This is a genomic window from Kineococcus terrestris, assembly GCF_041020755.1.
In the GTDB taxonomy this organism is placed as follows: domain Bacteria; phylum Actinomycetota; class Actinomycetes; order Actinomycetales; family Kineococcaceae; genus Kineococcus; species Kineococcus terrestris.
In genome coordinates this window covers 1-24481 of sequence record NZ_JBEUEI010000047.1, presented here as the reverse complement: position 1 = coordinate 24481, position 24481 = coordinate 1, and the positions used below count along the sequence as shown (strand labels likewise).

At 76.1% G+C, this 24481-nt stretch carries 20 protein-coding genes; 12 read left to right on the top strand and 8 right to left on the bottom strand.

Translation table 11 applies throughout. The features are described from left to right. Positions 1-103: 103 nt before the first annotated feature. The 3 genes from AB8M62_RS18775 to AB8M62_RS18765 form a co-directional block, all read right to left on the bottom strand. Positions 104-1174: a hemolysin family protein gene (locus tag AB8M62_RS18775; protein ID WP_369053730.1), complete on the bottom strand. Its 1071-nt coding sequence runs from the start codon at positions 1172-1174 to the stop codon at positions 104-106. Beyond that, positions 1171-2739: a hemolysin family protein gene (locus AB8M62_RS18770; RefSeq protein ID WP_369053728.1), complete on the bottom strand. Its 1569-nt coding sequence runs from the start codon at positions 2737-2739 to the stop codon at positions 1171-1173. The genes AB8M62_RS18775 and AB8M62_RS18770 overlap by 4 nt, the downstream gene beginning before the upstream one ends. Positions 2740-2951: 212 nt before the next feature. Then, positions 2952-4418, bottom strand: a complete 1467-nt coding sequence (locus AB8M62_RS18765; RefSeq protein WP_369070539.1) for a GuaB1 family IMP dehydrogenase-related protein — start codon at positions 4416-4418, stop codon at positions 2952-2954. 162 nt (positions 4419-4580) lie between these two features. On the opposite strand from AB8M62_RS18765, the gene AB8M62_RS18760 reads away from it, so the two are divergent. The 8 genes from AB8M62_RS18760 (at position 4581) to AB8M62_RS18725 (ending at position 14920) form a co-directional block, all read left to right on the top strand. Further along, entirely contained in the window at positions 4581-5348 is a 768-nt protein-coding gene (locus AB8M62_RS18760) for a response regulator transcription factor (protein ID WP_369053725.1), read from the top strand. Between the two features lie 104 nt (positions 5349-5452). Beyond that, positions 5453-6529 carry a sensor histidine kinase gene (locus tag AB8M62_RS18755; RefSeq protein WP_373695005.1) on the top strand — a complete coding sequence of 359 codons (1077 nt, stop codon included), beginning with the start codon at positions 5453-5455 and terminating at the stop codon, positions 6527-6529. Between the two features lie 194 nt (positions 6530-6723). After that, positions 6724-10659: a multifunctional oxoglutarate decarboxylase/oxoglutarate dehydrogenase thiamine pyrophosphate-binding subunit/dihydrolipoyllysine-residue succinyltransferase subunit gene (locus tag AB8M62_RS18750; protein ID WP_369053724.1), complete on the top strand. Its 3936-nt coding sequence runs from the start codon at positions 6724-6726 to the stop codon at positions 10657-10659. A 113-nt stretch (positions 10660-10772) separates the two neighbouring features. Next, positions 10773-11315, top strand: coding sequence for a Uma2 family endonuclease (locus AB8M62_RS18745; protein ID WP_369053723.1), 543 nt, complete (start codon positions 10773-10775; stop codon positions 11313-11315). A 120-nt stretch (positions 11316-11435) separates the two neighbouring features. Next, positions 11436-12038, top strand: coding sequence for a GDSL-type esterase/lipase family protein (locus tag AB8M62_RS18740; RefSeq protein WP_369053721.1), 603 nt, complete (start codon positions 11436-11438; stop codon positions 12036-12038). 172 nt (positions 12039-12210) lie between these two features. Then, a complete protein-coding gene (locus AB8M62_RS18735) occupies positions 12211-13158 on the top strand; it encodes an ABC transporter substrate-binding protein (protein ID WP_369053718.1) in 948 nt (315 codons plus the stop codon). Then, entirely contained in the window at positions 13155-14144 is a 990-nt protein-coding gene (locus AB8M62_RS18730; RefSeq protein ID WP_369053717.1) for an amino acid ABC transporter permease, read from the top strand. The genes AB8M62_RS18735 and AB8M62_RS18730 overlap by 4 nt, the downstream gene beginning before the upstream one ends. After that, positions 14141-14920, top strand: coding sequence for an amino acid ABC transporter ATP-binding protein (locus AB8M62_RS18725; RefSeq protein WP_369070538.1), 780 nt, complete (start codon positions 14141-14143; stop codon positions 14918-14920). The genes AB8M62_RS18730 and AB8M62_RS18725 overlap by 4 nt, the downstream gene beginning before the upstream one ends. Before the next feature lie 12 nt (positions 14921-14932). On the opposite strand, the gene AB8M62_RS18720 is transcribed toward AB8M62_RS18725, so the two are convergent. Then, positions 14933-16093 carry a sugar ABC transporter substrate-binding protein gene (locus tag AB8M62_RS18720; protein ID WP_369070537.1) on the bottom strand — a complete coding sequence of 387 codons (1161 nt, stop codon included), beginning with the start codon at positions 16091-16093 and terminating at the stop codon, positions 14933-14935. A gap of 20 nt (positions 16094-16113) precedes the next feature. Then, positions 16114-17823, bottom strand: coding sequence for a methyl-accepting chemotaxis protein (locus tag AB8M62_RS18715; RefSeq protein WP_369070536.1), 1710 nt, complete (start codon positions 17821-17823; stop codon positions 16114-16116). Between the two features lie 135 nt (positions 17824-17958). On the opposite strand from AB8M62_RS18715, the gene AB8M62_RS18710 reads away from it, so the two are divergent. Together AB8M62_RS18710 and AB8M62_RS18705 are read left to right on the top strand one after the other, a co-directional pair. Continuing rightward, positions 17959-18492: a DinB family protein gene (locus AB8M62_RS18710; RefSeq protein ID WP_369053711.1), complete on the top strand. Its 534-nt coding sequence runs from the start codon at positions 17959-17961 to the stop codon at positions 18490-18492. A 133-nt stretch (positions 18493-18625) separates the two neighbouring features. Further along, the gene (locus tag AB8M62_RS18705) at positions 18626-20749 is read left to right on the top strand and encodes a methyl-accepting chemotaxis protein (protein WP_369070535.1); all 2124 of its coding nucleotides are present in this window, start codon (positions 18626-18628) and stop codon (positions 20747-20749) included. 3 nt (positions 20750-20752) lie between these two features. Here the strand turns inward: AB8M62_RS18705 and AB8M62_RS18700 are convergent, their stop codons facing one another. Next, positions 20753-21676, bottom strand: a complete 924-nt coding sequence (locus AB8M62_RS18700) for a YihY/virulence factor BrkB family protein (RefSeq protein WP_369053708.1) — start codon at positions 21674-21676, stop codon at positions 20753-20755. After that, positions 21673-22761: a GlxA family transcriptional regulator gene (locus tag AB8M62_RS18695; protein ID WP_373695004.1), complete on the bottom strand. Its 1089-nt coding sequence runs from the start codon at positions 22759-22761 to the stop codon at positions 21673-21675. Before AB8M62_RS18695 ends, AB8M62_RS18700 begins: the two co-directional genes overlap by 4 nt. 51 nt (positions 22762-22812) lie before the next feature. Between AB8M62_RS18695 and AB8M62_RS18690 the strand changes: the two genes are divergently transcribed. Next, positions 22813-23034 carry a hypothetical protein gene (locus tag AB8M62_RS18690; protein WP_369053705.1) on the top strand — a complete coding sequence of 74 codons (222 nt, stop codon included), beginning with the start codon at positions 22813-22815 and terminating at the stop codon, positions 23032-23034. Between the two features lie 47 nt (positions 23035-23081). On the opposite strand, the gene AB8M62_RS18685 is transcribed toward AB8M62_RS18690, so the two are convergent. Further along, positions 23082-24197: a type IV pilus twitching motility protein PilT gene (locus tag AB8M62_RS18685; RefSeq protein WP_369070534.1), complete on the bottom strand. Its 1116-nt coding sequence runs from the start codon at positions 24195-24197 to the stop codon at positions 23082-23084. A 93-nt stretch (positions 24198-24290) separates the two neighbouring features. Between AB8M62_RS18685 and AB8M62_RS20105 the strand changes: the two genes are divergently transcribed. Then, a complete protein-coding gene (locus AB8M62_RS20105; protein WP_371863679.1) occupies positions 24291-24365 on the top strand; it encodes a 50S ribosomal protein bL37 in 75 nt (24 codons plus the stop codon). The last annotated feature ends 116 nt before the right edge of the window (positions 24366-24481 follow it).

The window sequence follows — 24481 nt, the reverse complement described above, 5'->3', positions numbered from 1 at the left end:
CGCCCCAAACCCCCCAGGGGCGGGCGCCTGGCCCGCCGATGAGGTAGCGCCCGGGGCGCCCTACCCGGGGCGCCCGGCGCGTCAGCCCCGCGCGCGGCGGGCGTCAGCCCCGCGCGCGCAGCGCGACGTCGGCGCGCTGGGTGGCGTCGGCGACCTCGCCGACCAGCTCCTCGATGACGTCCTCGAGGAAGACGACCCCCGTCACCCGGCCGCGGCCGTCGACCACGCGCGCCAGGTGCGAGCCGGTGCGCCGCATCGAGGCCAGCGCGTCCTCGACCTCCTCGTCCTCGGCCAGCGTCCCCAGCGGGCGCACCCGCTTGTCCGGCACCGGCCGCTCGTAGCGCTCGGGGTGCTCGGCGGGGTCGGCGTACAGCACGTCCTTCAGGTGCAGGTAGCCGTGCAGGTCGCCGTCGGCGTCGGCGACGGGGAAGCGGCTGAACCCCGTGCGCGCCACGAGGGCCTCCACGTCGGCGGGGCTGGCGCCCGGCGGCAGCGTGCGCAGCTCGTCCAGCGGGACGGCGATCTCCCCGACGCTGCGGTCGGAGAACTCCAGCGCCCCCGCCACCAGGCCCTGGGTGTCCTGCAGCGTCCCCTCGCGGCGGCTCTCGGCGACGATCGACTGCACCTCCTCGACGGTGAAGGCGCTGGCCACCTCGTCCTTCGGCTCGACCCCCGCCAGCCGCAGCAGCGCGTTCGTCACCGCGTTCAGGGCCCGCACGACGGGGCCCAGGACGCGGCCGAGGGCCACCAGCGGCGGCGCGAACGCCAGCACGGCGCGGTCGGGCCCGGCGATGCTGAGGTTCTTGGGGATCATCTCCCCGACGACGACGTGCAGGTAGACGACGATCGTCAGGGCGAGCGCGAGGGACACCGGGTGCACGAGGCCCTCGGGCACCCCGGCGGCCTCGAAGGCGGGTTCCAGCAGGTGCGCGACGGCCGGCTCGGCCACGGCGCCCAGCCCCAGCGAGCACAGCGTCACCCCCAGCTGGCACAGGGCCAGCATCAGCGAGACGTGCTCCATGGCGGCCAGCGCGCTGCGGGCGCGGGCCGAGGTGGCGGCCAGCGGCTCGACCTGGCTGCGCCGCGCGGACAGGACGGCGAACTCGCCGCCGACGAAGAAGGCGTTGCCCAGCAGCAGCAGGACCGCCACGAGCAGGGAGACCTCGGAGCTCACCGGCGCACCCCCCGCTCACCGGCGGGCCGGGAGGTCCCGTCCCGCCCCCCGCCGTCACCCTCGCCGTCACCCTCGCCGCCCGCCGCGCGCCGGGCGGCGGCGCGCTCGGCGGCCCGCCGGTGCGCGCGCCGCCGCGCCGCGGGCCCGGACGCCCGGGCCGGGTCCACCGCGGGCGAGGCCTCCGGGGTCACCGCGGGCGCCGCGCCCGGCCCGGGCGCGGGCACGGCCGCGACCGGCTCCGGCGGCGCGGGGACGCCCGCCGCGGCGGGGGCCCGCAGCCGCAGCCGCAGCCGCTCCACGCGCCGGCCCTCCATCCGCACCACGCGCAGGAACGCGTCCTGGCCGACGGCGACCTCGTCGCCCACGGCCGGCACGCGCCCCAGCCGGGCCATGACGAAGCCGCCGAGCGTCTCGTAGGCGGGGGCGTCGGGCACGTCCACGCCGGTGCCCGCGCGCACCTCGTCGGGGCGGGCCAGGCCCGGGACCGTCCAGGAGCCGTCGCGGTGCCGGCGCAGCCCCCCGCGGTCGCGGTCGTGCTCGTCGGCGACGTCGCCGACGATCTCCTCCACGAGGTCCTCCAGCGTCACCACGCCGGCCGTGCCGCCGTACTCGTCGACGACGACGGCCAGCTGCAGGCCCTTCTGGCGCAGCTGCAGCAGCAGCGGGTCCAGGCGCAGGGTGTCGGGCACGCGGCGCACCTCGGCCATCAGCGCGGCCGCCGGCACCTCGGCGCGCCGCTCGGGCGGCACGGCCACCGCGGACTTCACGTGCACCGCGCCGAGGACGTCGTCGAGGTCCTCTCCGGTCACGGGGAAGCGCGAGTGCCCCGTGGCGCGGGCGCGGGCGACGACGTCGGCGGCGGTCTCGTCGTGGCGCAGCGACTGCGTGCGCACCCGCGGGGTCATGACGTCGGCGGCGGTCTGGTCGCCGAAGACGAGGGTGCGGCTGAGCAGGGTGGCGGTGCCGAGGTCGAGGGTGCCCAGGTCGGCGGAGCGGCGCACGAGCGCGGCCAGCTCGCGCGCCGAGCGGGCGCCGGACAGCTCCTCCTGCGGTTCGACGCCCACCGCGCGCAGGAAGCGGTTGGCGCTGCCGTTGAGCACGGTGATGAGCGGGGAGATCACCCAGGTGAAGCCGCGCTGCAGGGGGGCCACGACGCGCGCGGTGCCCAGCGGCACGGACAGGGCGAGGTTCTTGGGCACCAGCTCCCCGACGACCATCGAGAAGGCCGCGGCCAGCACGACGGAGGCGGTGACGGCGACGGTGCCCGTCAGCGCGGGGCCGAGGCCCAGCGCGCCGAGCGGGCCGCGCAGCAGCGTCGCCAGGGACGGCTCGACGAGGTAGCCGAGCAGCAGGGTGGTCAGGGTGATGCCGACCTGGGCGCCGGACAGCTGGGTCGACAGGCTGCTCAGCGCGGGCAGCACCCCGGCCGCGCGCCGGTCGCCGCCGCGGGCGGCGTTCTCCACGGCGAAGCGGTCCAGGGTGACGAAGGAGAACTCGGCGGCGACGAAGACCGCGGTGCCCAGGGTCAGCAGGACACCGGCGCCCAGCAGGAGCCACTCGGTCACCCGCGCCTCCGGGGCGGGTGCGCGGGCCGGCCGCAGCCGCTGCCGCCGCGTCCTGCGGGGGTGCCGGGGGTGGGGCCGCCGCGCGGCCCGGCAGATGAGCTCATGGCGGGCACGAGCATAGGGACGCGGCCGGTCCCGGACGACTCCTGGCGCGCTCGCCACCCCTCCCGCCGTCGTGAGGGGTGGCGAGCGCGCCGGGAGTCGGCAGGGGGTCACCAGCCGGCGGGCAGCGGGCGTCCCTCGTCGTAGCCGGCGGCGGACTGCAGGCCGACGACGGCCCGCTCGGCGAACTCGGCGACCGTGCGGGCCCCGACGTAGGTGAAGGCCGAGCGCACGCCGGAGGTGATCTGGTCCAGCAGGTCCTCCACCCCGGGCCGCTGCGGGTCCAGGTGCATGCGCGAGGAGGAGATGCCCTCCTCGAACAGCCCCTTGCGGGCCCGCTGGAACGGGGAGTCGGCGCGGGTGCGGGCGGCGACGGCGCGCGCGGAGGCCATGCCGAAGCTCTCCTTGTAGGGGCGCCCGTCGGCGTCGACGGCCAGGTCGCCGGGGCTCTCGTGGGTGCCGGCGAACCAGGAGCCGACCATGACCTGGCTGGCCCCGGCGGCCAGCGCGAGCGCGACGTCGCGCGGGTGGCGGACCCCGCCGTCGGCCCACACGTGCCCGCCGGCCTCGCGGGCCGCGGCGGCGCACTCCAGGACGGCGGAGAACTGCGGGCGCCCCACGCCGGTCATCATCCGGGTGGTGCACATGGCGCCGGGGCCGACGCCGACCTTGACGATGTCGGCGCCGGCGGCCAGCAGGTCGCGGGTGCCGGCGGCGGTGACGACGTTGCCGGCGACGACGGGCACCCGCGGGTCCTGCCCGCGCACGGCCGCCAGGGCCTCCAGCGTCTTCTCCTGGTGCCCGTGGGCGGTGTCGACGACGAGGGCGTCCACGCCGGCGGCCAGCAGGGCCTTCGCGGTGCCGGCCACGTCGCCGTTGATGCCGACGGCGGCGGCGATCCGCAGCCGGCCGCCGGCGTCCAGGGCGGGCGCGTAGACGGTCGAGCGCAGCGCGCCGCGGCGGGTCAGGGCCCCGACGAGCAGGCCGTCGCGCACGACGGGGGCGAAGCGGCGCCGGGAGGTGTGCAGCTGGTCGAAGGCGGCCTCGAGCCCGTCGCGGTGCACGCTGCCGTCGCGCTCGAGCAGGTCGGCGTCGAGCGTGACGGGCGAGGGGCTCATGACGGCGTGCACCTGGGTGAAGCGGTCGACGTCCGCGCAGTCGGCCGCGGTGACGACGCCGACGACCGCGCCGGAGGCGTCGGTGACGACGGCCGCGCCGTGCGAGCGCTTGGGCATGAGGTTCATCGCGTCGTGCACGGTGTCGGTCGGGTGCAGCACGACGGGCGTCTCGAAGACGGGGTGGCGCTCCTTGACCCAGCCGACGACCTCGGCGACCACGTCCAGGGGCAGGTCCTGCGGCAGCACCGCCATCCCGCCGCGGCGGGCGACGGTCTCGGCCATCCGCCGGCCGGAGACGGCCGTCATGTTGGCGACCACGACGGGCACGGTGGTGCCGGTGCCGTCGCCGCTGGTCAGGTCCACGTCCAGGCGGGAGGTCACCGCCGACCGCGACGGCGCCAGGAAGACGTCGTTGTAGGTGAGGTCGGTGGCCGGCCGCTGACCGTCGAGGAATCGCACCCCTGGAGGGTAGGCGGCGCCGGCGCGCGCGGGGCCCCGCCGGACGTGCCGGACCCCGGCCGGGAGGGGGCTGGACGGGTCCTGTGGAGGGCGTGGGGGGATCGGTGCGCGCGGCGGCCTCGTCCCCGGCCGCGCCCGGCGCCGCGGCCTAGGCTTCGGCCCATGAGCACCGGCAGCACTCCCGCACCCCCCCGCGGCGCCGGCGAGGGCGCCGCGGGACGCACGGCCGTCGTCGTCGAGGACGAGCCGACGATCGCCGACGCGGTGGCGCGCCGCCTGCGCGCGGAGGGCTACGTCGTGGAGACGGCGGCGGACGGCCCCGGCGGGGTGGAGCTGTGCGAGCGCGTCTCGCCCGACGTGGTGGTCCTGGACGTCATGCTGCCGGGCTTCGACGGGCTGGAGGTGTGCCGGCGGGTGCAGGCCGCGCGGCCGGTGCCGGTCCTCATGCTCACGGCGCGCGACGACGAGACGGACAAGCTCGTCGGCCTGGGCGTGGGCGCCGACGACTACATGACCAAGCCGTTCTCGATGCGCGAGCTGGTCGCGCGGGTGAACGCGCTGGTGCGCCGCGTCGAGCGCGCCCGCCAGCTGGTGGGCACCCCGGCCGCGGCCGGGACCCTCGTCTTCCCCGTGGCCGACGGCGAGCTGGTCGTCGACCGCGACCAGCGGCGGGTGCGGCGCGCCGGCACCGAGGTGCACCTGACGCCCACCGAGTTCGACCTGCTGGTGTGCCTGGCCGGCTCCCCGCGCACGGTGCTCACGCGCGAGAAGCTGCTCGAGGACGTGTGGGACTGGGCCGACGCGTCGGGCACGCGGACCGTGGACAGCCACGTGAAGGCGCTGCGCCGCAAGCTGGGGGCCGACCTCGTGCGCACGGTGCACGGCGTCGGCTACGCGTTCGAGCCGGCCGGCGACGGGACCACCGGGTGACGCACGACCGGACGACCCGCGACGACCGCACCCACGACCACCCCCACGAGGGCGCGCGCGAGCGGGCCGCCCGCGAGGGCACGGGCCTGACCGGCCCGATCCCGCTGACCGGGGCCGCGGGGGCGGCGCGGGCGGCGGCCTCCCGGGCGGCGGGCGCGCGGCGCGCCTGGCAGGACGTGCGGCCGCTGGACCCGGTGCACTCGCTGAAGACGAAGCTGGCGCTGCTGGTGGGCGCGACGGTCACCGTGGCGGCCCTGTTCGTGTGGCAGGCGCTGCACCAGGGCATCGGGCCGCGGTACACGCTGCCGGTCTCGATCGTGCTGGCGCTGGTCCTCACGCAGCTGCTGGCCCGCGGGATGACCTCGCCGCTGCGGGAGATGACCGCGGCCGCGCGGGCGATGGCCACGGGCGACTACTCGCGCCGCGTGCGGGCGACCAGCCGCGACGAGGTGGGCGAGCTGGCGCACGCCTTCAACCGGATGGCCGAGGACCTGGGCGCGGTGGACCGCGAGCGCCGGGAGCTGGTGGCGAACGTCAGCCACGAGCTGCGCACGCCGGTCTCGGCGCTGCACGCGGTGCTGGAGAACCTCGTGGACGGGGTGACGGAACCGGACCGGGAGACGCTGGGCACGGCGCTGGCGCAGACGGAGCGGCTGGCGCGGCTCGTGGAGCAGCTGCTGGACCTCTCGCGCCTGGACGCGGGCGCGGTGGCGCTGGACCGCGAGGACGTCGCGCTGGGCCCCTTCCTGCAGCAGGCCACGCGGGCGATGTCGATGACGGGGCGCGAGGTGACGTTCGCGGTGGACGTGGTGCCGCCGGGGCTGACGGTCAGCGCCGACTCGGCGCGGCTGCACCAGGTGGTGGCCAACCTGCTGGACAACGCCTCGCGGCACTCGCCGGCGGGCGGGACGGTGACGGTCTCGGCGCGCGCGCTGGGCAGCGTGGTGCGGGTCTCGGTGCAGGACGAGGGCCCGGGGATCCCCGACGCCGACCGGGAGCGGGTGTTCGAGCGCTTCCAGCGGGGCAGCTCGCGCACGGGCGGCAGCACGGGCCTGGGCCTGGCGATCGCGCGCTGGGCGGTGCAGCTGCACGGGGGCACGATCCGGGTGGCGCCCACGCCGCCGGAGGGCGGCTGCCGCATCGACGTGCACCTGCCGGCGGACCCCGCGGACGGCGTCTGAGCCCTCACCGGGACGCGTCGGCGCGACCCGGCGCGCCCGCTGCGCCGGGTGCTGGCGCCGTCACGGGTAGTGAGCCACGTCTCGTCGGCGACCGCGGCGGCGCGGGCGGCCCGGGGGCCCGGTGAGGTGCGGCGGGGATAGGGTGGAGGCGCGCCCGCCAAGTCCGACCTCTCGAGGAAGAAGGCGACACCGCCGTGCCTCACCAGCCCTCGCCCCACGAGGACAAGCTCTCCACGTTCGGCCCGAACGAGTGGCTCGTCGACGAGCTGTACGAGCAGTACAAGCGGGACAAGCACTCGGTCGACGAGGCGTGGTGGGACTTCTTCGCGGACTACGCCCCCGCGGACAACCCGGCCGGGCGCACCACCTCCCACCAGCGCGACCACCAGCGCGACGGGGACGGCGCGGGCGGGCACGTCGCCGACGGGCACGGCGCCCGCCGCAACGGCGCGAGCGGGTCCGAGGGCACGGCCGCCGCCGAGCGCCCCGCCCCGGCGCCCCAGCAGGAGCAGCGGCCCGCGCAGCCCGCCGCGGTGCAGCCCGCCGCGCCGCGCGCCTCCGCGCCGCCGCCGGCGCCCGCGGCCCCCTCCAAGCCCGGCGGCACGCAGCCGGCCCCGGCCCCCGCGCCCGCCCCGGGCACGCGCGCCCCGCGCCCGGCCGACGCCGCCGCCCCGGCCGCCGCGGCCGGCCGCGGTCCGGTGCCCGCCCAGGCGCCCGCGGCGCAGCAGGCCCCGGCCACCGACCGCGTGGAGAAGCTGCGCGGCCCGGCCGCGCGGGTGGTCACCAACATGGAGGCCAGCCTCGAGGTCCCCACGGCCACGAGCGTGCGGGCCGTGCCGGCCAAGCTGCTGGTGGACAACCGCATCGTCATCAACAACCACCTCAAGCGCGCGCGCGGCGGCAAGGTCTCCTTCACGCACCTCATCGGCTTCGCCGTGGTCGAGGCGCTGGGGCAGATGCCGTCGATGAACGCCGCCTACACCCTCGAGGGCGGCAAGCCGGCGGTGCTGCAGCCGGCGCACGTCAACCTCGGCATCGCCATCGACCTGCCCAAGCCGGACGGCTCCCGCCAGCTCATGGTGCCCGGCGTGCGCGAGGCCGACACCAAGGACTTCGCCGAGTTCTGGGCCGCCTACGAGGACGTGGTGCGCCGCGCCCGCGCCGGCAAGCTGACGGCCGACGACTTCTCCGGCGTGACGATCAGCCTGACCAACCCCGGCACCATCGGCACGGTCCACTCGGTGCCGCGGCTGGTGAAGGGCCAGGGCGCGATCATCGGCGTCGGGGCGATGGAGTACCCGGCCGAGTACCAGGGCGCCAGCGAGGAGACGCTGACCCGCCTGGCGGTCAGCAAGGTCCTCACGCTGACCTCCACCTACGACCACCGCATCATCCAGGGCGCCGGGTCCGGCGAGTTCCTGCGGATCGTGCACCAGAAGCTGCTGGGCGAGGACGGCTTCTACGACCGGGTCTTCCAGTCGCTGCACATCCCGTACCAGCCGATCCGCTGGACGCCGGACATCTCCATCTCGCACGACGACCAGATCAACAAGACGGCCCGCGTCGTCGAGCTGATCCACGCCTACCGGGTGCGCGGTCACCTCATGGCCGACACCGACCCGCTGGAGTACCGCCAGCGCGTGCACCCCGACCTCGAGATCGAGACGCACGGGCTGACGCTGTGGGACCTCGACCGCGAGTTCCCCACCGGCGGGTTCGGCGGCAAGGCGCACATGAAGCTGCGCGACGTCCTCGGCGTCCTGCGCGACTCCTACTGCCGCACCGTCGGCATCGAGTACATGCACATCCAGGACCCCGAGCAGCGCCGCTGGATCCAGGAGCGCGTGGAGCGCCCGTACGCCAAGCCCAGCGCGGCCGAGCAGCTGCGGGTGCTGCGCCGCCTGAACGCCGCCGAGGCGTTCGAGACGTTCCTGCAGACGAAGTATGTGGGGCAGAAGCGCTTCAGCCTCGAGGGCGGCGAGAGCGTCATCCCGCTGCTGGACGCGCTGCTGTCGCGGGCCGCGACGAACGGCCTGGACGAGGTCTGCCTGGGCATGGCCCACCGCGGCCGGCTCAACGTCCTGACGAACATCGCGGGCAAGAGCTACTCGCAGGTGTTCCGCGAGTTCGAGGGCCAGCAGGACCCGCGGACGGTGCAGGGCTCGGGCGACGTGAAGTACCACCTGGGCACCGAGGGCACCTTCACGGGCGAGGACGGCGAGCGGACCAAGGTCTACGTCGCCGCCAACCCCTCGCACCTGGAGGCCGTCAACCCGGTGCTGGAGGGCGTGGCGCGCGCCAAGCAGGACCGCATCAACCTGGCCGGCAAGTCGTTCCCCGTGCTGCCGGTGCTCCTGCACGGCGACGCGGCGTTCGCCGGGCAGGGCGTGGTCGCCGAGACGCTGAACCTGTCGCAGCTGCGCGGGTACCGCACGGGCGGCACGGTGCACGTGGTCATCAACAACCAGGTCGGGTTCACCACGGCGCCCGCCTCGGCGCGCTCGTCGGTGTACTGCACCGACGTGGGCCGGATGATCCAGGCGCCGATCTTCCACGTGAACGGCGACGACCCCGAGGCGTGCGTGCGGGTGGCGCAGCTGGCGTTCGAGTTCCGGCAGGCGTTCGACAAGGACGTCGTCATCGACATGGTCTGCTACCGCCGCCGCGGCCACAACGAGGGCGACGACCCGTCGATGACGCAGCCGCTGATGTACAACCTCATCGAGAAGAAGCGCAGCGTCCGCAAGAGCTACACCGAGCAGCTCATCGGCCGCGGCGACATCTCCGTCGAGGACGCCGAGGAGGCGCTGCGCGACTACTCCGCCCAGCTGGAGCGCGCGTTCGCCGAGACCAAGGGCGACGGCGGCAGCGCCGGCGGTGACGGCGACAGCCGCGGCGGGCTGGAGAAGCCCAGCGCGCAGGAGGCCGACGAGCAGGCCGCCGACCGCTCCGTGGACACGGCCGTCGGCAAGGACGTCATCGCCCACATCGGCCGCGTGCAGGCGAACCCGCCGGAGGGCTTCACCGTCCACCCCAAGCTGCGCCAGCTGCTGGACAAGCGCGAGCAGATGTCGCGCGAGGGCGGCATCGACTGGGGCTGGGGCGAGCTGCTGGCCTTCGGCTCGCTGCTGCTGGAGGGCACCCCGGTGCGCCTGGCCGGGCAGGACTCGCGCCGCGGCACGTTCGTCTCCCGCCACGCCGTCCTCACCGACCGGGTCACCGGCGAGGAGTGGACGCCGCTGCTGTACCTGGGCAAGAACTCCGGCGACCCCGAGTTCACGCAAGAGCAGGCGAAGTTCTGGATCTACGACTCGCTGCTGAGCGAGTACGCGGCGATGGGCTTCGAGTACGGCTACTCGGTGGAGCGCCCCGACGCGCTGGTCCTGTGGGAGGCGCAGTTCGGCGACTTCTTCAACGGGGCGCAGACCGTCATCGACGAGTTCATCACCTCCGGCGAGCAGAAGTGGGGCCAGCGCTCCTCCGTCGTGCTGCTGCTGCCGCACGGCTACGAGGGCCAGGGCCCGGACCACTCCTCCGGCCGCATCGAGCGCTTCCTGCAGATGTGCGCCGAGGACAACATGACGGTCGCGGTGCCCTCGACCCCGGCGAGCTACTTCCACCTGCTGCGCCGCCAGGCGTACGCGCGCCCGCGCACACCGCTGGTGGTGTTCACGCCGAAGTCGATGCTGCGGCTGAAGGCCGCGCAGTCGGCGGTGGAGGACTTCACCTCCGGCACCTTCGAGCCGGTCGTGGACGACGTGGCCGGCCTGGACCCGGCGGAGGTCACCCGGGTGCTGCTGTGCTCGGGCAAGGTCTACTACGACCTGGCCGCCGAGCGGACCCGCCGCGGCGACCGCACCACCGCGATCGTGCGGGTCGAGCAGCTGGCCCCGCTGCCCGTGGACCGCATCCGCGAGGTCACCGGCCGCTACGACGCGGAGCTGGTGTGGGTGCAGGAGGAGCCGGCCAACCAGGGCGCCTGGCAGCACGTGGCCCTGGGCCTGTGGAAGGAGCTGGGCTCGAAGCTGGAGCTGGTCTCCCGCCCGGCCTCCGCCTCCCCCGCGGTCGGCTCGGCCAAGCGGCACCAGGCGGAGCAGAAGGACCTGGCCGAGCGGGCCTTCACCCGCTGACCCCCGCGTCCGCACGACGACGCCCCCGGTACCCGCGCGCGGTGCCGGGGGCGTCGTACGCTGGCGGCGACGGTGAGCGTGGCGGGCGTGGTGAGCGCGGGGAGGTGCCGGCGGTGACGGCGACGACCGGTCGCGAGCGCGCGCTGAGCTGGGACGAGTACGCCGCCCTGCCGGAGGACTCCCGTGTCGAGTACGTCGACGGGCACCTGCTCGTGAGCCCTTCCCCGACCCGCCGCCACCAGCGGATCCGCCACGTCCTCACCTCGGCCGTGGCGGCGGTGCTGCCCGAGGGGCACGAGGTGATCAGCGCGTGGGAGTGGAAGCCCGGCGCCGACGCGTTCGTGCCGGACGTCATGGTCTACGAGCGGGCCGCCGTGACCGGTGAGGAGCGGTTCACCGGCACGCCCGCGCTCGTGGTCGAGGTCCTCTCGACGAACCGCCGCGACGACCTGCTGCTGAAGATGACGAAGTACGCGCAGGTGGGCCTGCCGCGGTACTGGGTCGTCGACCCGCGCGAGCGGACCCTGACCACGCTGGTGCTCGACGACGGCGCGTTCCGGCCCACCCGCGTGCTGGAGGCCGCCGCGGGCGAGGTGGAGCTGGACGCCGGCCCGGCGCGCCTGGTCCTGGACGTCGGCGCGCTCGTCGCGGACTGAGCGCGGGCGGGCCGCGGCGACCGGGTCACGTCCGCACCGGGCGGGCCGCGCGGACGACTATCCTCGGCCGTCGCACCCCGACGAGCCTGAGGAGCACCCGCACGTGCGCGAGGAGAACCAGTGAACGGCCGCTACGACGTGCGCGTGTGCCTGGTGGGCGACGAGTTCGTGACGGGCGTCGGCGACCCGCGCGCCCTGGGCTGGGTGGGCCGCGTCTCGGCCCGCACCCCCCGCGAGGACCGCGACGTGACGATGTTCCCGCTGGGCGTGCCCGGGGAGACGACCACCGACCTGAACGCCCGCTGGCGCGAGGAGACCGCCCGCCGCTTCGCCGGCGGTGACGAGCACCGCCTCGTCGTGGGCCTGGGCCACGCCGACCTGGACGCCGGCACGTCGCTGGCGCGCAGCCGCCTGAACCTCGCCAACGTCCTCGACGAGTGCGAGGCGCGCGGCCTGCCGACCCTGGTCGTGGGCCCCACGCCCGTGGCCGACGCCGAGCGCAACGACCGGATCGCCGACCTCGCGGACGCGTTCGCCGACGTGTGCGCGCGCCGGCGGGTGGCGTACGTGGACACCTGGACCCCGCTGTCGGAGCACGAGGACTGGTTCGCCGACCTGGCGGCCTCCGACGGCGTGCACCCCGGCCAGGCCGGGTACGGGCTCGTGGCGTGGCTGGTGCTGCACAGCGGCTGGTACGACTGGCTGGGCGTGCCGCAGCCCTGACCCGCTCCACCACGTGACGGGCGGTGGTCGCCCCGGCACCCGGCGCGACCACCGCCCGCGCGCGTGTGAACACCGCGTGACACCGGCCCCGTCGTGCGCGCACCCCGTCCACCCGCGCGTCGCCCGTGGTTCAGACTGTGCTCGCTCGTGCCGCCGTCCGGGAGGACCCCTCGTGCCCGTCCGCTCCAGCTCCACCACCCGCAGCGCCACCCGCCGCTCGCTGCTGGCCACCGCCGGCTCGCTGGCCGCCGGTGCCCTCGTCCTGACCGGCTGCGGGTCCGACTCGCTGTCCGGGGCCCCGCAGGGCGGTGCCGCCACCGGCGGCGCCACGCCCGCCGCGACCGTCGAGGCCGACCCCGCGCTGACCGCGATGCTGCCGCAGTCCGTGCAGGACTCCGGCGTGCTGCGCGTGGGCACCAACGCCGAGTACGCGCCCAACGAGTTCCTGCAGGGCCAGGAGGTCGTCGGCATGGACATCGACCTCATGGACGCCGTGGCCGCCAAGCTGGGCGTCGAGGCGCGCTACGAGAACGCCGGCTTCGACACCCTCATCACCGGCGTGCAGGGCAACCGCTACGACGCGGCGATCTCCTCGTTCACCATCAACGCCGAGCGGCTGCAGCAGGTGAACATGGTCCAGTACTTCAACGCCGGCACCCAGTGGGCCGTGCGCGAGGGCAACCCCGACGGGATCGACCCCGAGAACGCGTGCGGGGCCAGCGTCGCCGTGCAGAGCGGCACCACCCAGGCCGACGACGACCTGCCCGCCCGCCAGCAGGCGTGCGCCGACGCGGGACAGCCGGCGATCGACGTCGTCCCCTTCGGCTCCCAGCAGGACGCGGCCGCGGCGCTGGCCCAGGGCCGCGTGCAGGCGATGCTCGCCGACTCCCCCGTCACCGCCTACGCCGTGCAGCAGACCGAGGGCCTGGAGCTGGCCGGCGACATCTACGACGCCGCCCCCTACGGCATCGTCGTCCCGCTGGAGGGCACGGACACCGCCGAGGCGATCTCCCGGGCGCTGCAGGCGATCGCCGAGGAGGGCGCCTACGACGCCGCCGTCGAGGCCTGGGGCGCGCAGGACGGCGCCGTCGACGAGTTCCCGGTCAACCCGGCGTCGTGACCGCCGAGCCGGGCGCGAGCGCCCCGGAGCACCCGGCCGACGCCGGGCGCCCCGGGGCGGTCGACGCCGTCGAGGTGCGCCACCCGTGGCGGTGGGTGGCGCTGGCCGTCATCGCCGTCCTCGTGGCGATGCTCGTGCACCTGCTCGTGACGAACCCGGCGTTCGACTGGGCGTTCACGCTGGAGGTGATGAACCAGACCGCGGTCATCCGCGGCGTGCTGCTCGGCACGCTGCTGATGACGGTGCTGGCGATGGTCATCGGCGTGGGCCTGGGCGTCGTGCTGGCCGTGATGCGCCTGTCGGACAACCCCCTGCTGTCGGGGGCGGCGTGGGTGTACACGTGGTTCTTCCGCTCGGTGCCCCGCTACGTGCTGCTGACGTTCACCGGCAGCCTGGGCGCGCTGTTCGCCGGCGGCCTGTCGTTCGGGGTGCCGTTCGACTTCCTGCTCACCGACGCGCTCGGCACGCCGGAGCTGCGCTTCCTGAACCTCGACCAGGCGACGATCTACCGCCTGCTCGGCGGGTACGCCGGCGGCGTCCTGGCCCTCGGGCTGTCGGAGGCCGCCTACATGGCCGAGATCGCGCGCGCCGGGCTGCTCAGCGTGGACCGCGGCCAGCACGAGGCCGCCGAGGCGCTGGGGATGACGAAGCGGCAGTCGATGCGCCGTGTCGTGCTGCCGCAGGCGATGCGCGTCATCGTGCCGCCCACCGGCAACGAGCTCATCGCGATGATGAAGGACACCTCGCTGCTGTCGGCGCTGCCGGTGACGCTGGAGCTCTTCTACCAGGTCACCCAGATCAGCGGCCGCACCTACCAGGTGCTGCCGGCGCTGTCGGCGGCCGTCCTGTACTACCTCGTGCTGACCAGCGTGCTCATGGTCGGCCAGCACTTCCTGGAGAAGCGGTTCGGGCGCGGGTTCGGCGGCCAGGCCGCCGCCCGCCCGGCCGCGGCCGGGGTGGCCCTGGGCCCGGGGGGCGCCAAGTGAGCCGCCCGCTGGTCGAGGCCGTCAACGTCTCGAAGTCCTTCGGCCACACCGAGGTCCTCAAGGGCGTCGACCTGCAGGTGCACGCCGGGGAGGTCGTCTGCCTGCTCGGGCCGTCCGGGTCGGGCAAGACGACGTTCCTGCGCTGCGTCAACGCCCTGGAGCGCATCGACGGCGGCTGGCTGCGGGTGGACGGCGAGCTCGTCGGGCTGCTGGAGCGCGGCGGCCGCCTGCACCGGATGACCGACAAGCAGATCGCCGCGCAGCGCCGCGACATCGGCATGGTCTTCCAGCGCTTCAACCTCTTCCCGCACATGACGGCGCTGGAGAACGTCGTCGAGGCCCCGTGCCTGGTGCGCCGGGAGAAGCGCGCGGACGCCGAGCGGCGCGCGCTGGCCCTGCTGGAGCGCGTCGGGCTGGCCGACCGGGTCGGCAACTACCCGGCGCAGCTGTCCGGCGGGCAGCAGCAGCGCGTCGCGATCGCGCGGGCGCTGGCCATGCAGCCCAAGCTCATGCTGTTCGACGAGCCGACCTCGGCGCTGGACCCGGAGCTGGTCGGGGAGGTCCTGCAGGTCATGCGCGAGCTGGCCGCCGACGGCACGACGATGGTCGTCGTCACCCACGAGGTCGCCTTCGCCCGCGAGGTCGCCGACCAGGTCGTCTTCATGGACGGCGGGGTCGTCGTCGAGCGCGGCACGCCCGAGCAGGTCATCGGCGCCCCGCGGCACGAGCGCACCCGGGCGTTCCTGGCCCGGGTGCGCTCGGGCGACGAAGGCTGAGCGGCGCGCGCGTCAGCCGGTGATGCCCGCCTCGACGCACGAGCGGCTGGCCGCGCCGGCGCACAGCGCGTCGACGGTGGTGAACTCGTCGGCCAGGACGGTCGAGGCGATCGAGGCGCGGTCCACGGCCTGCGGCTGCAGCAGCACGGTCGGGACCGCGCCGGGCCCGTCGGGCGTCGTGCCCGGCGTCGTCCCCGTCGTCTCGACGGGCCGGCCCTCCAGCACGTCCAGGACGAGGTCGGCGGTCGTGCGGGCCAGGCCCGGCAGGTCCTTATAGACCGTCATCGTCTGGGTGCCGGCCAGGATCCGCTGCAGCGCGGCGACCTCGGCGTCCTGGCCGGTCATCGGCACCGGCGGCAGGCCGGCGGCGTCCAGGGCCTTCAGCGCCCCGGCGGCCAGGCCGTCGTAGGCGGTGTAGACGCCCACGAGGCGGCGGCCGTCGAGGTCCGCCAGGGCCCGCTCGGTGACGGCGCGGGCCTCGTCAGCGCTCCAGTTGTCGACGTAGTGCTCCTCGAGCACCTGCACGTGCCCGTCGAGGATGGCGTGCGCGCCGGCCGCGAACAGGCCCGCGTTGTTGTCGGTGCGGTCGCCGTTGAGCCACAGCACCACGCCCCGGCCGGCGTCCTCCCCGAGCGCGTCCAGCATCGCCTGCCCGCCCAGCGTGCCGACGGCCCCGCCGTCGAAGGAGGTGTACAGGTCCAGCGGCGCGTCGGGCAGGAACCGGTCGTAGGCGACGACGGGCACGTCGTCGCGGGCGGCGGCCTGCGCCAGCGGCGCGGCCTCCTCGCCGTTGACGGCGACGACGACGAGGGCGTCGGCGCCGTCGGCGAGCGCCTGCTCGGCCTGGGCGTTCTGCTCGGCCTGGTCGCCGGCGCGCAGCACGTCGACCGTGCAGGCCGGGCAGCGCTGGGCGAGGCGGACGGCGAAGTGCGGGGCGTCCACGCCGACGAAGCGCAGCGAGGAGTCCGGCACGAGGAAGGCGACGCGGTGCCCGGCGCCGTCCGCGGCGGCCTGCCCGGCGGCCGGGGCCGCGCTGGTGCCGGCGGCGTCGCCGCCGCAGGAGGTCAGGGCCAGCGCGGCCAGCGCGGCGCCGGCCAGCGCGCTCGCGGCGCGGCGGCGGCGGGCGGGGGCGGTGGGGGTCTGCTCGGTCTTCGGGGTCTTCGAGGTGTCCACGGGGTGTGCTCCTGGGCGCGTCAGTAGCGGAAGCGGGCGACGGAGGCGGTCATGCGGGAGGCCATGGCGGCGAGCTCGCGCACGGCGCGCTCGGAGTCGGCCGCGCCCGTGCCGGTGACCGAGGCCGCGCGGGCGACGGCGTCGATGGCGGTGGCGATGTCGGTGGCGCCGCGGGAGACGTCGCCGACGCTGCGGGACAGCTCCTGGGTGGTGGCGGCCTGCTCCTCCACGGCGGCCGCGATGGTGCCCTGGTAGTCGCTGATGTCGCCGATGACGCCGGTGATGCTGCCGATGGCGGCCACCGCCTCGTCGACGTCGGCCTGGATGGCGACCACGCGCTGGGCGATGTCGTCGGTGGCGCGGGCGGTCTGCTGGGCCAGCTCCTTGACCTCGCCGGCCACGACGGCGAAGCCCTTGCCGTACTCGCCGGCGCGGGCGGCCTCGATGGTGGCGTTCAGCGCCAGCAGGTTGGTCTGCTCGGCGATGGAGGTGATCGTCTTGACGACGGTGCCGATCTCGGCGGAGGAGCGGCCCAGGGCGCTCATCGTGCCCGCCGTCGTGGTGGCGATCGAGACGGCCTCGCCGGCGACCTCGGAGGCGCGGGCGGCGTTGGCGGAGATCTCGCGGATCGCCACGCCCATCTCCTCGGTGCCGGCGGCCGCGCCGGCGATGTGGTCGCTGACCCCGCCGGCGACCCCGGCGACGTCGGCGGCCCGGCCGGAGACGGCGCCGGCGCCGTCGGCGATGGTGCGGCTGGTGGCGGTCAGCTCCTCGGCGGCGGAGGCCAGGGTGGTGGCGTCGCCGGCCAGGGCGGAGACGGTGCGGCGCATGCTGGCGGTGGCCACGTCCAGGGCGGCGGCCATCTGGCCGACCTCGTCGCGCTGGTCGACGGCCGCGGCGGAGGTCAGGTCGCCCTCGGCGAGGCGCGCGAGCGCGTCGCGCACCGCGCGCAGGGGGCGCACGACGTGCGCGGCGATGACGCGCGCCAGGACGACGGCCACGGCCGCCCCGGCGAGCAGCGCCACGACCATCGCCAGGCGGGCGCGGGCGACGGTGTCCTGGGCGGCCGCGGCCGAGGCCGCACCGGCCCGCTCCCCCAGCTCGTCGAGGACGTCCAGCGACTTCGTCGCGTTCGCGGCCAGGATGGCGGTGTTGCCCAGGTACAGCTCCTGGAAGGCGGCGCGCTCGCCCTGCTGGGCCAGCGGCACGAGGAAGTCGTCGCGCACGTCGCGGTAGCTGCCCCACCAGGTGCTGAACTCGCGCAGCGCCGCGCGCTGCTCACCGGACAGCTCGCGCGCGGACAGGTCGGCGACGAGGGCGTCGAGCTCGCCGTCGACGGCGGCCAGCCGCCGCGTCAGGTCCTCGACGGCGACCTCGTCCTCGGCCAGGGCGAGGTTGGCCAGGTCGCGCTGGGACTCCAGGGCGGCCGCCCGCACGCCGGCGAGGTCGGCGGCGGGCAGCAGCGCGTCCTCGTACACGGCGGCGGCGCGGCCGCTGACCCCGTCCAGGCCCCACAGGCCCGCCCCGAGGACGACGGCGCCCACGGCCACGCACAGCGCGACCAGGGCGGTGATCTTGGTGCCGAGGGAGCGGTCGGCGAAGCGCCGCCGCCGGGCCGCGCCGGGGCCGCCGGATCCCCCGGCCGCGCCCGCGCCCCCGGTCGCTCTGGTCGCGCCCCTCGCCGCGCCCGTCGTCGCGCTCGTCGTCGCACTGGCGGCCCGTGCCGTCATCGTCTCCCCCGCTGCTCGGTGCACCCGGGCGGGGACCGCCCGGACGTCACCCGATCGGCGCACGCCGGTGGCACCTTGAGCACCGGCGGGCCGCGAGCGTGGCCGCCCCGGTGCGCGGGCCGTTAGCGTGTCCCCGTGCCTGCCACGACCTCCCAGCCCCCCGCGCCCGCCGCGTCCTCGCGCGTGCCCCTGACGGCCGGGGAGAAGAAGACGCTGACGGCGAGCCTGGACCGCCACCGCGACGCCCTGCTGTGGAAGCTGGAGGACCTGGACGACGAGCAGGTGCGCCGGCCCGTGCTGCCGTCCGGGCTGAGCCTGCTCTCGCTCGTCAAGCACCTGGCCTCGGTGGAGTACCGCTGGTGCTGCGCCGCCTTCGGCCGGCCCTCGCGCGAGGTGCCGACCCCGCCGGAGGACCCGCACGCCGACTGGCGCGTGCACCCGTGGGAGACCCGCGAGGGCGTGCTGGCCTACTACGCCGACGCCCGCCGCGACGCCGACGCCGTGCTGGCCGAGCTGAAGGTCACCGACCGGGGCACCACCCCCGGCGGCGAGCCGGTGACGCTGCGCCGGGTCCTCGTGCAGGTGGTCGAGGAGGCCGCCCGGCACGCCGGGCGCGCCGACGTGGTCCGCGAGCTGATCGACGGTCGCACGGGCGAGCACCGGGACTGACCGGTGGGCCCCGGGGACCCGCGGGGCGGGGACGGCGCCGGCACCAGGGCTGAAGGTCCCGGGTGCCGCTGCCGATGGAGGCCCTGAGCGCCCCTGTCCGGGCGCGCCCGACAGCACGCCGGAGGTCCCCCTCGTGTCCAGCAGGTTCCGTCCCCGCTCCCTGCGCGCGCAGCTGCTGCTGCCCGGGGTGGGCGCCGTGGTGGTGACCGCCGGGCTGCTCAGCGCCCTGACCGCCTGGCAGGTCGGCGACCTGGCCTCCGGTGCGGCCGGGGACGTGCGCGCCATGTCCGAGCGCTCCCTGCACGACGCGGGCGAGCAGGTCCTGGCGACCGTCACGACGCAGGCCGAGACGGTGCAGACGATGCTCGACGGCGACCTGCGCGTCACCGAGGACCGCCTGGCGGCGCTGGGCCCCGTGCGCACCGGGGAGCCGGTGACCTGGACGGCGACGAACCAGGTGACCAAGGAGGCCGCGCAGGTCACGCTGCCGCGCCTGCAGTATGGCGACACCTGGCTGGGCCAGGTGTCCGACCCGGCCGCCACCGTGCCCGGGCTGGACGAGGCCGTGCGCCTGACCGGCGCCGTGACGACCGTCTTCCAGCGGATGAACGAGGCCGGCGACATGCTGCGGGTGGCGACCACCGTGGTCGGCGCCAACGGCTCGCGCGCCATCGGCACCTACATCCCCGCCACCGCGGCCGACGGCTCCCCCAACGCCGTGGTCGCCGCCCTCACGGCCGGCGAGACGTACCGCGGCACCGCCACGGTCGTGGACCGCCAGTACGTCACCGTCTACGCGCCGCTGGTGGTCGGCGGCGACGTCGTGGGCGCCGTCTTCGTCGGCCTGCCGCAGGACGAGGTCACGGCCGACCTGCGCGCGCGCCTGGCGGAGGCGACCGTCGGCGCCAGCGGCGGCTACGCCGTCTTCTCCTCCGCGCAGGCCACCCGCGGGCAGGCCGTCGTCGCGCCCGAGGGCGCCCGCGACGGGCAGGACATGCTGGAGGCCGTGGACGCCGACGGCGAGCCCTACGTGCAGGAGGTCCTCGACCTGGCCGCGGGCCTGGACGAAGGCGAGTTCACCACCACCGCCGTCCGGCTGCCCGGCGGCGAGCAGACCGTCGGCGTCTCGGCGTACAAGCCGTACTCGTGGGTCGTCACCAGCTGGCTGCCCGCCGCGGACACCGCCGCCGTCACCGACCGCGTGGAGAGCGGCGGCGCGGCGCTGGTGCGCACCACCGTCCTCACCGGCCTGGCGGTCGCCGCCCTGATGGCCGTCGTCATCGCGCTGCTGGCGCGCACGCTGGTGCGCCGCCTGGTCCGGCTGACGAGCGTCCTGACCCGCGTGGCCGAGCGCGACCTGTCCGTGGACGCGCACGACGAGCGCGAGGCCGCCGCCGGTGACGAGATCGGCGCGATGAGCCGGGCCCTGGACGCCGCGGTGCGCGCCATGCGCGAGGCCGTGACCGCCATGCGCCGCGGCGCCGAGCGCGTCACGGGGACCGCGGGCGTGCTGGACGGCGCCAGCGGGCGCCTGGCCGCCACGGCCGGCTCGACGTCGGCGCGCATCGGGCAGGTCGCCGGCGACGCCACCGGCGTCTCGGGCGGCGTGCACGAGGTCTCCGCCGCCGTGGAGCAGCTGCGCGCGGCCGCCGACGACGTGTCCTCCACCACCAGCTCGGTGACGGTCGTGGCCGGGGAGGCCGTGCAGCTGGCGCACGCGGCCACCGGCACGGTCGAGCGCCTCGGCGGTTCCTCGCAGGCCATCGCCGACGTGCTGCGCCAGATCACCGCGATCGCCGCGCAGACCAACCTGCTGGCCCTGAACGCCACCATCGAGGCGGCCCGCGCGGGCGAGGCCGGCGCCGGGTTCGCCGTGGTCGCCGAGGAGGTCAAGGAGCTGGCCCGCCAGACGGCGCAGGCCACCGAGGAGATCGCCCCCACGCTGACGGCGGTGCAGGCGGAGGCCGCGGCGGTGCGCGCGGACATCGCGCAGATCTCCACGACGATCGCGCAGGTCGACGAGATGCAGGCCACCATCGCCTCCGCCGTCGCCGAGCAGCTGGCCACGACGACCTCGGTCAGCGGGACGCTGCAGGAGGCGGCCGAGCGCTCCGGCGGCATCGCGACGGCGCTGGCGGGCACCGCCGAGGCCGTCGCGGGCACCACGACGCAGGTCAGCGCCGTGCGCGAGGCCGTCACCGAGCTGGGCCAGGTGGCCGGCGACCTGGACGCCGAGGTGCGCCAGTTCCGGCTGTGAGCCTCAGCCGCGGCTGGGGACGCCGCGGCCGGTCCCGGGCACGGACGACCCGGGACCGCTGCCGGCGCCCGCGCGCAGGAAGGTGAACGGCGAGCCGCCGCGGCGGTCCAGCTCCAGCGTGACGGCGTAGCCGTAGACGGTCAGCGCGGTGAACACCCACAGCCACAGGCAGACCGCGACGGCCGCGCCGACCTGGGTGAACCCGCCGAAGGGGGCGCCGAGGTCGACGGGGATGCTGAGGAACAGCACGAACCCCTGCAGGAACCCCGAGACGAACGCCCCGGTGGCGTACCCGCCCCACACGCAGGCGCGCCAGCCGGGCCGGCGCGGGCTGAGCACCCGGTAGACGTAGACGAGGATCGGCGAGACGACCAGCCAGTCGACGTTGAGGGCCACGTACACGGCCAGGGCGGTGCGCCAGGCGCCGCCGGTGCCGAACAGCCGCGCCAGCAGCGGCGCCACCTCCAGGACGGCGAGGAGGCCCAGCGGCGACAGCAGCAGCAGCGGAACCGCCAGCGCCCGCACCTTCCACGCCCCGACCCGCCCGTGCAGCGGCTCGGGGGCCGGCTCGTCGCGGCGGACGCTGACGCGGGTGAACCCGCGGCGCAGGCCCTCGCCGTAGACGGTGGCGGGCACGAGGGCGACGAGGGCGGCGAGCCAGCCGACGCCCACGGCCTGCGCCACGAGGGCGCGCACGACGTCGCCGGCGTCCTGCTGGGCGGGCAGCGCGAGCGCCACCGACTCCCCCAGCTCCACGACGCGGTCGGGGCCGACGGCGGCGGCCAGCAGCCGCACCCCCACCACGAGGGAGGGCACGAGCGCGACGGCCGCGTAGAAGGTGACGCCGGCGGAGACGATCCACAGGTCGTGCCCGCGCAGGCGCTCGTGCACGTCGCGGAACAGCTCGTGCAGCGCGGCGCGCCTCATGCCGGCGCCAGGACGCGGGGCGCGGTGACGGCGGGCGCGGGGGCCGGTGCGGTGAGGACGACGGGCTCCGGCTCGCGCTGCGGGCCGCGGAAGGCGCGCCGGTAGGCGCTGGGCGTGGTCCCCACCAGGCGCAGGAAGTGCTGGCGCAGCATCGCGGCGGAGCCGAAGCCGCAGCGGCGGGCGACCTCGTCGACGCCCTCGTCGCCCTCCTCCAGCAGCAGGCGGGCCGCGCCGACGCGCTGCTCCAGCAGCCACCGGTGCGGCGTCACCCCCGTCTCGGCGCGGAAGCGGCGGGCGAAGGTGCGCGGGGACATGGCCGCCCGCCGGGCCCAGCCGGCCACGTCGATCTCCTCGTCCAGGTGGCGCGCCGCCCACAGCAGGGCCCGCTGCAGCGACTCGTCCGCGCACGGGCGCACGGGCGCCTCGACGAACTGCGCCTGCCCGCCGTCGCGGTGCGGGGGCACGACCATGCGGCGCGCCACCGCCGTGGCCACGGTGGTGCCGAAGGCCTCTCGGACCAGGTGCAGGCACAGGTCGATGCCCGCGGCCGTGCCCGCGGAGGTGGCGACGGGCCCGTCCTCGACGTAGAGGACGTCGGGGACGACGTCGACGAGGGGGAACTCGCGCGCCAGGCGGGCGGCGTAGCGGTGGTGGGTGGTCGCGCGGCGGCCGTCCAGCAGGCCGGCGCGGGCCAGGGTGAACGCGCCGCTGCACAGGCTGACCACGCGCGCGCCGCGCTCGAGCGCCGCGCGCAGCTGCCGGTGCAGCTCGTCCGCGGCCGCGCCCTCGAAGGGGCGGGAGGGGGAGACGACGACGAGGTCGGCGCTGGCGAGGCGGTCGAAGCGGTGCTCGGCGGTGAGGCTGAAGCCGTGCCGGGAGCGGACCGGGTCGCCGGTGGCGGAGCAGACCGCGAAGTCGAAGGCCGGCACGCCGTCCTCGGTGCGGTCGATGCCGAACACCTCGCAGGCGATGGAGAACTCGAACGCCGAGAACTCCTCCCCGACGACCACCACGACGTCCCGCAGCCGGCTCACGCGCAGGAGTCTGCCACCGCCGCGCCGGGTTGGCAGGATGTGAGCGGACATCGGCTGGACTGCCACTCGGCGGGCGGCCGTCGCGGCGGCAGTCTCGGGGGCATGACGACGACCACGGTGCTCGGCCTCGCCCTCGACGACTGGTTCTGGCTGGCCCTGCTGCTGCTGCCCCCGCTGCTCGGACCGCTCGCCTGGTGGCTGGGCGCGGACACCCGCGCCTCCGGCGGCTGGGACGAGGGCTGGGACGACGGCCGCGGCTGGGACGGCCCGCCCCCGCGGCCCGACCGGCCGGCGCGCCGCGAGCGCGCCACCGCCCGGCGCTGACGGACGGCGCTGACGGACGGCGCCGCGGGAGCAGCGGCGCCCGGGCGTCAGGCGACCAGGCCGAGGCGGCGCAGCTCGACGGCGAGGTCGTGCGGGCTGGACGCCGCCTGCTGGGCGTCCTCCAGCGTGACGATCCCGTCGCGCACCAGCGCCACGAGGTGCTGGTCGAAGGTCTGCATGTGGTAGTACCCGCCCTCGCGGACGAGGTCGGTGATGTGGTGGGTCTTGTCGGGGTCGGCGATGGCGTCGGCGACGCGGCCGGTGTTGACGCAGACCTCCATGACCACGCAGCGGCCCTGCCCGTCGGCGCGCGGGACCAGGCGCTGGCAGACGATGCCGCGCAGCGAGCCCGCCAGGGCGAGGCGCACCTGCTTCTGCTCGTGCGGGGGGAAGAAGTCGATGATGCGGGAGATCGTCTCGGCGGCGTCGATGGTGTGCAGCGTCGACATGACGAAGTGGCCGGTCTCCGCGGCGGACAGCGCCGCCTTGACGGTCTCCTGGTCGCGCATCTCGCCGACGAGGATGACGTCGGGGTCCTGGCGCATCGCCGCGCGCAGGGCCGTGGTGAAGTCGGCGGTGTCCAGCCGCACCTCGCGCTGGCTGATCATCGACAGCTTGTCGGTGTGCAGGACCTCGATGGGGTCCTCGATGGTGACGATGTTCTTCTCGCGCACGGAGTTGACGTGGTCGATCATCCCGGCCAGCGTCGTGGTCTTGCCCGAGCCGGTCGGCCCGGTGACCAGCAGCAGGCCGCGGTGCTCCAGCGCCAGCTGCTCCAGGACGGGCGGCACGCCCAGCGCGGACAGCGGTACGGCCTGGGCGGCGACCCGGCGCAGCACCATGCCGACGGAGCCGCGCTGGCGGTAGGCGTTGACGCGGAAGCGGCCCGCGCCCCCGGGCAGGGAGTGGGCGAAGTCCGCCTCGTGGGTGCGGGCGAACTCCTCGACGAGGTCGGCGCGCAGGACCTGGGCGAGCATCAGCTCGGTCAGCTCCGGGGTCAGCGGCGGCGCCTGCAGGGCGCGCAGCCGGCCGTCGATGCGCACCCGCGGCGGCGACCCGGCCTTCAGGTGCAGGTCCGAGCCGCGCAGCTCCACGAGAGCGCGCAGGTACGGCGTGATGAGCGCCTCCGCGCCGGCGGTGGCCGCCTGCTCCGTGATCGTCACCGGTGAGGCATCGGCGCCGCGCCCCGCGGCCTTGAGCCCCCTCCCCCCGTGGGAGCATGGACGCCGGTCCGATCGAGCAGGAAGGAGCAGCTCATGAGCAAGCGAGGCCGCAAGCGCCGCTCGCGCAAGGGCAACGCCGCCAACCACGGCAACCGCCCCAACGCCTGAGCCGCGGGCCCGGTGCGAGACCGGGCGCGGGGGGGGGGGGGGGGGGGGGGGGGGGGGGGGGGGGGGGGGGGGGGGGGGGGGGGGGGGGGGGGGGGGGGGGGGCGGGGGGGGGGGGG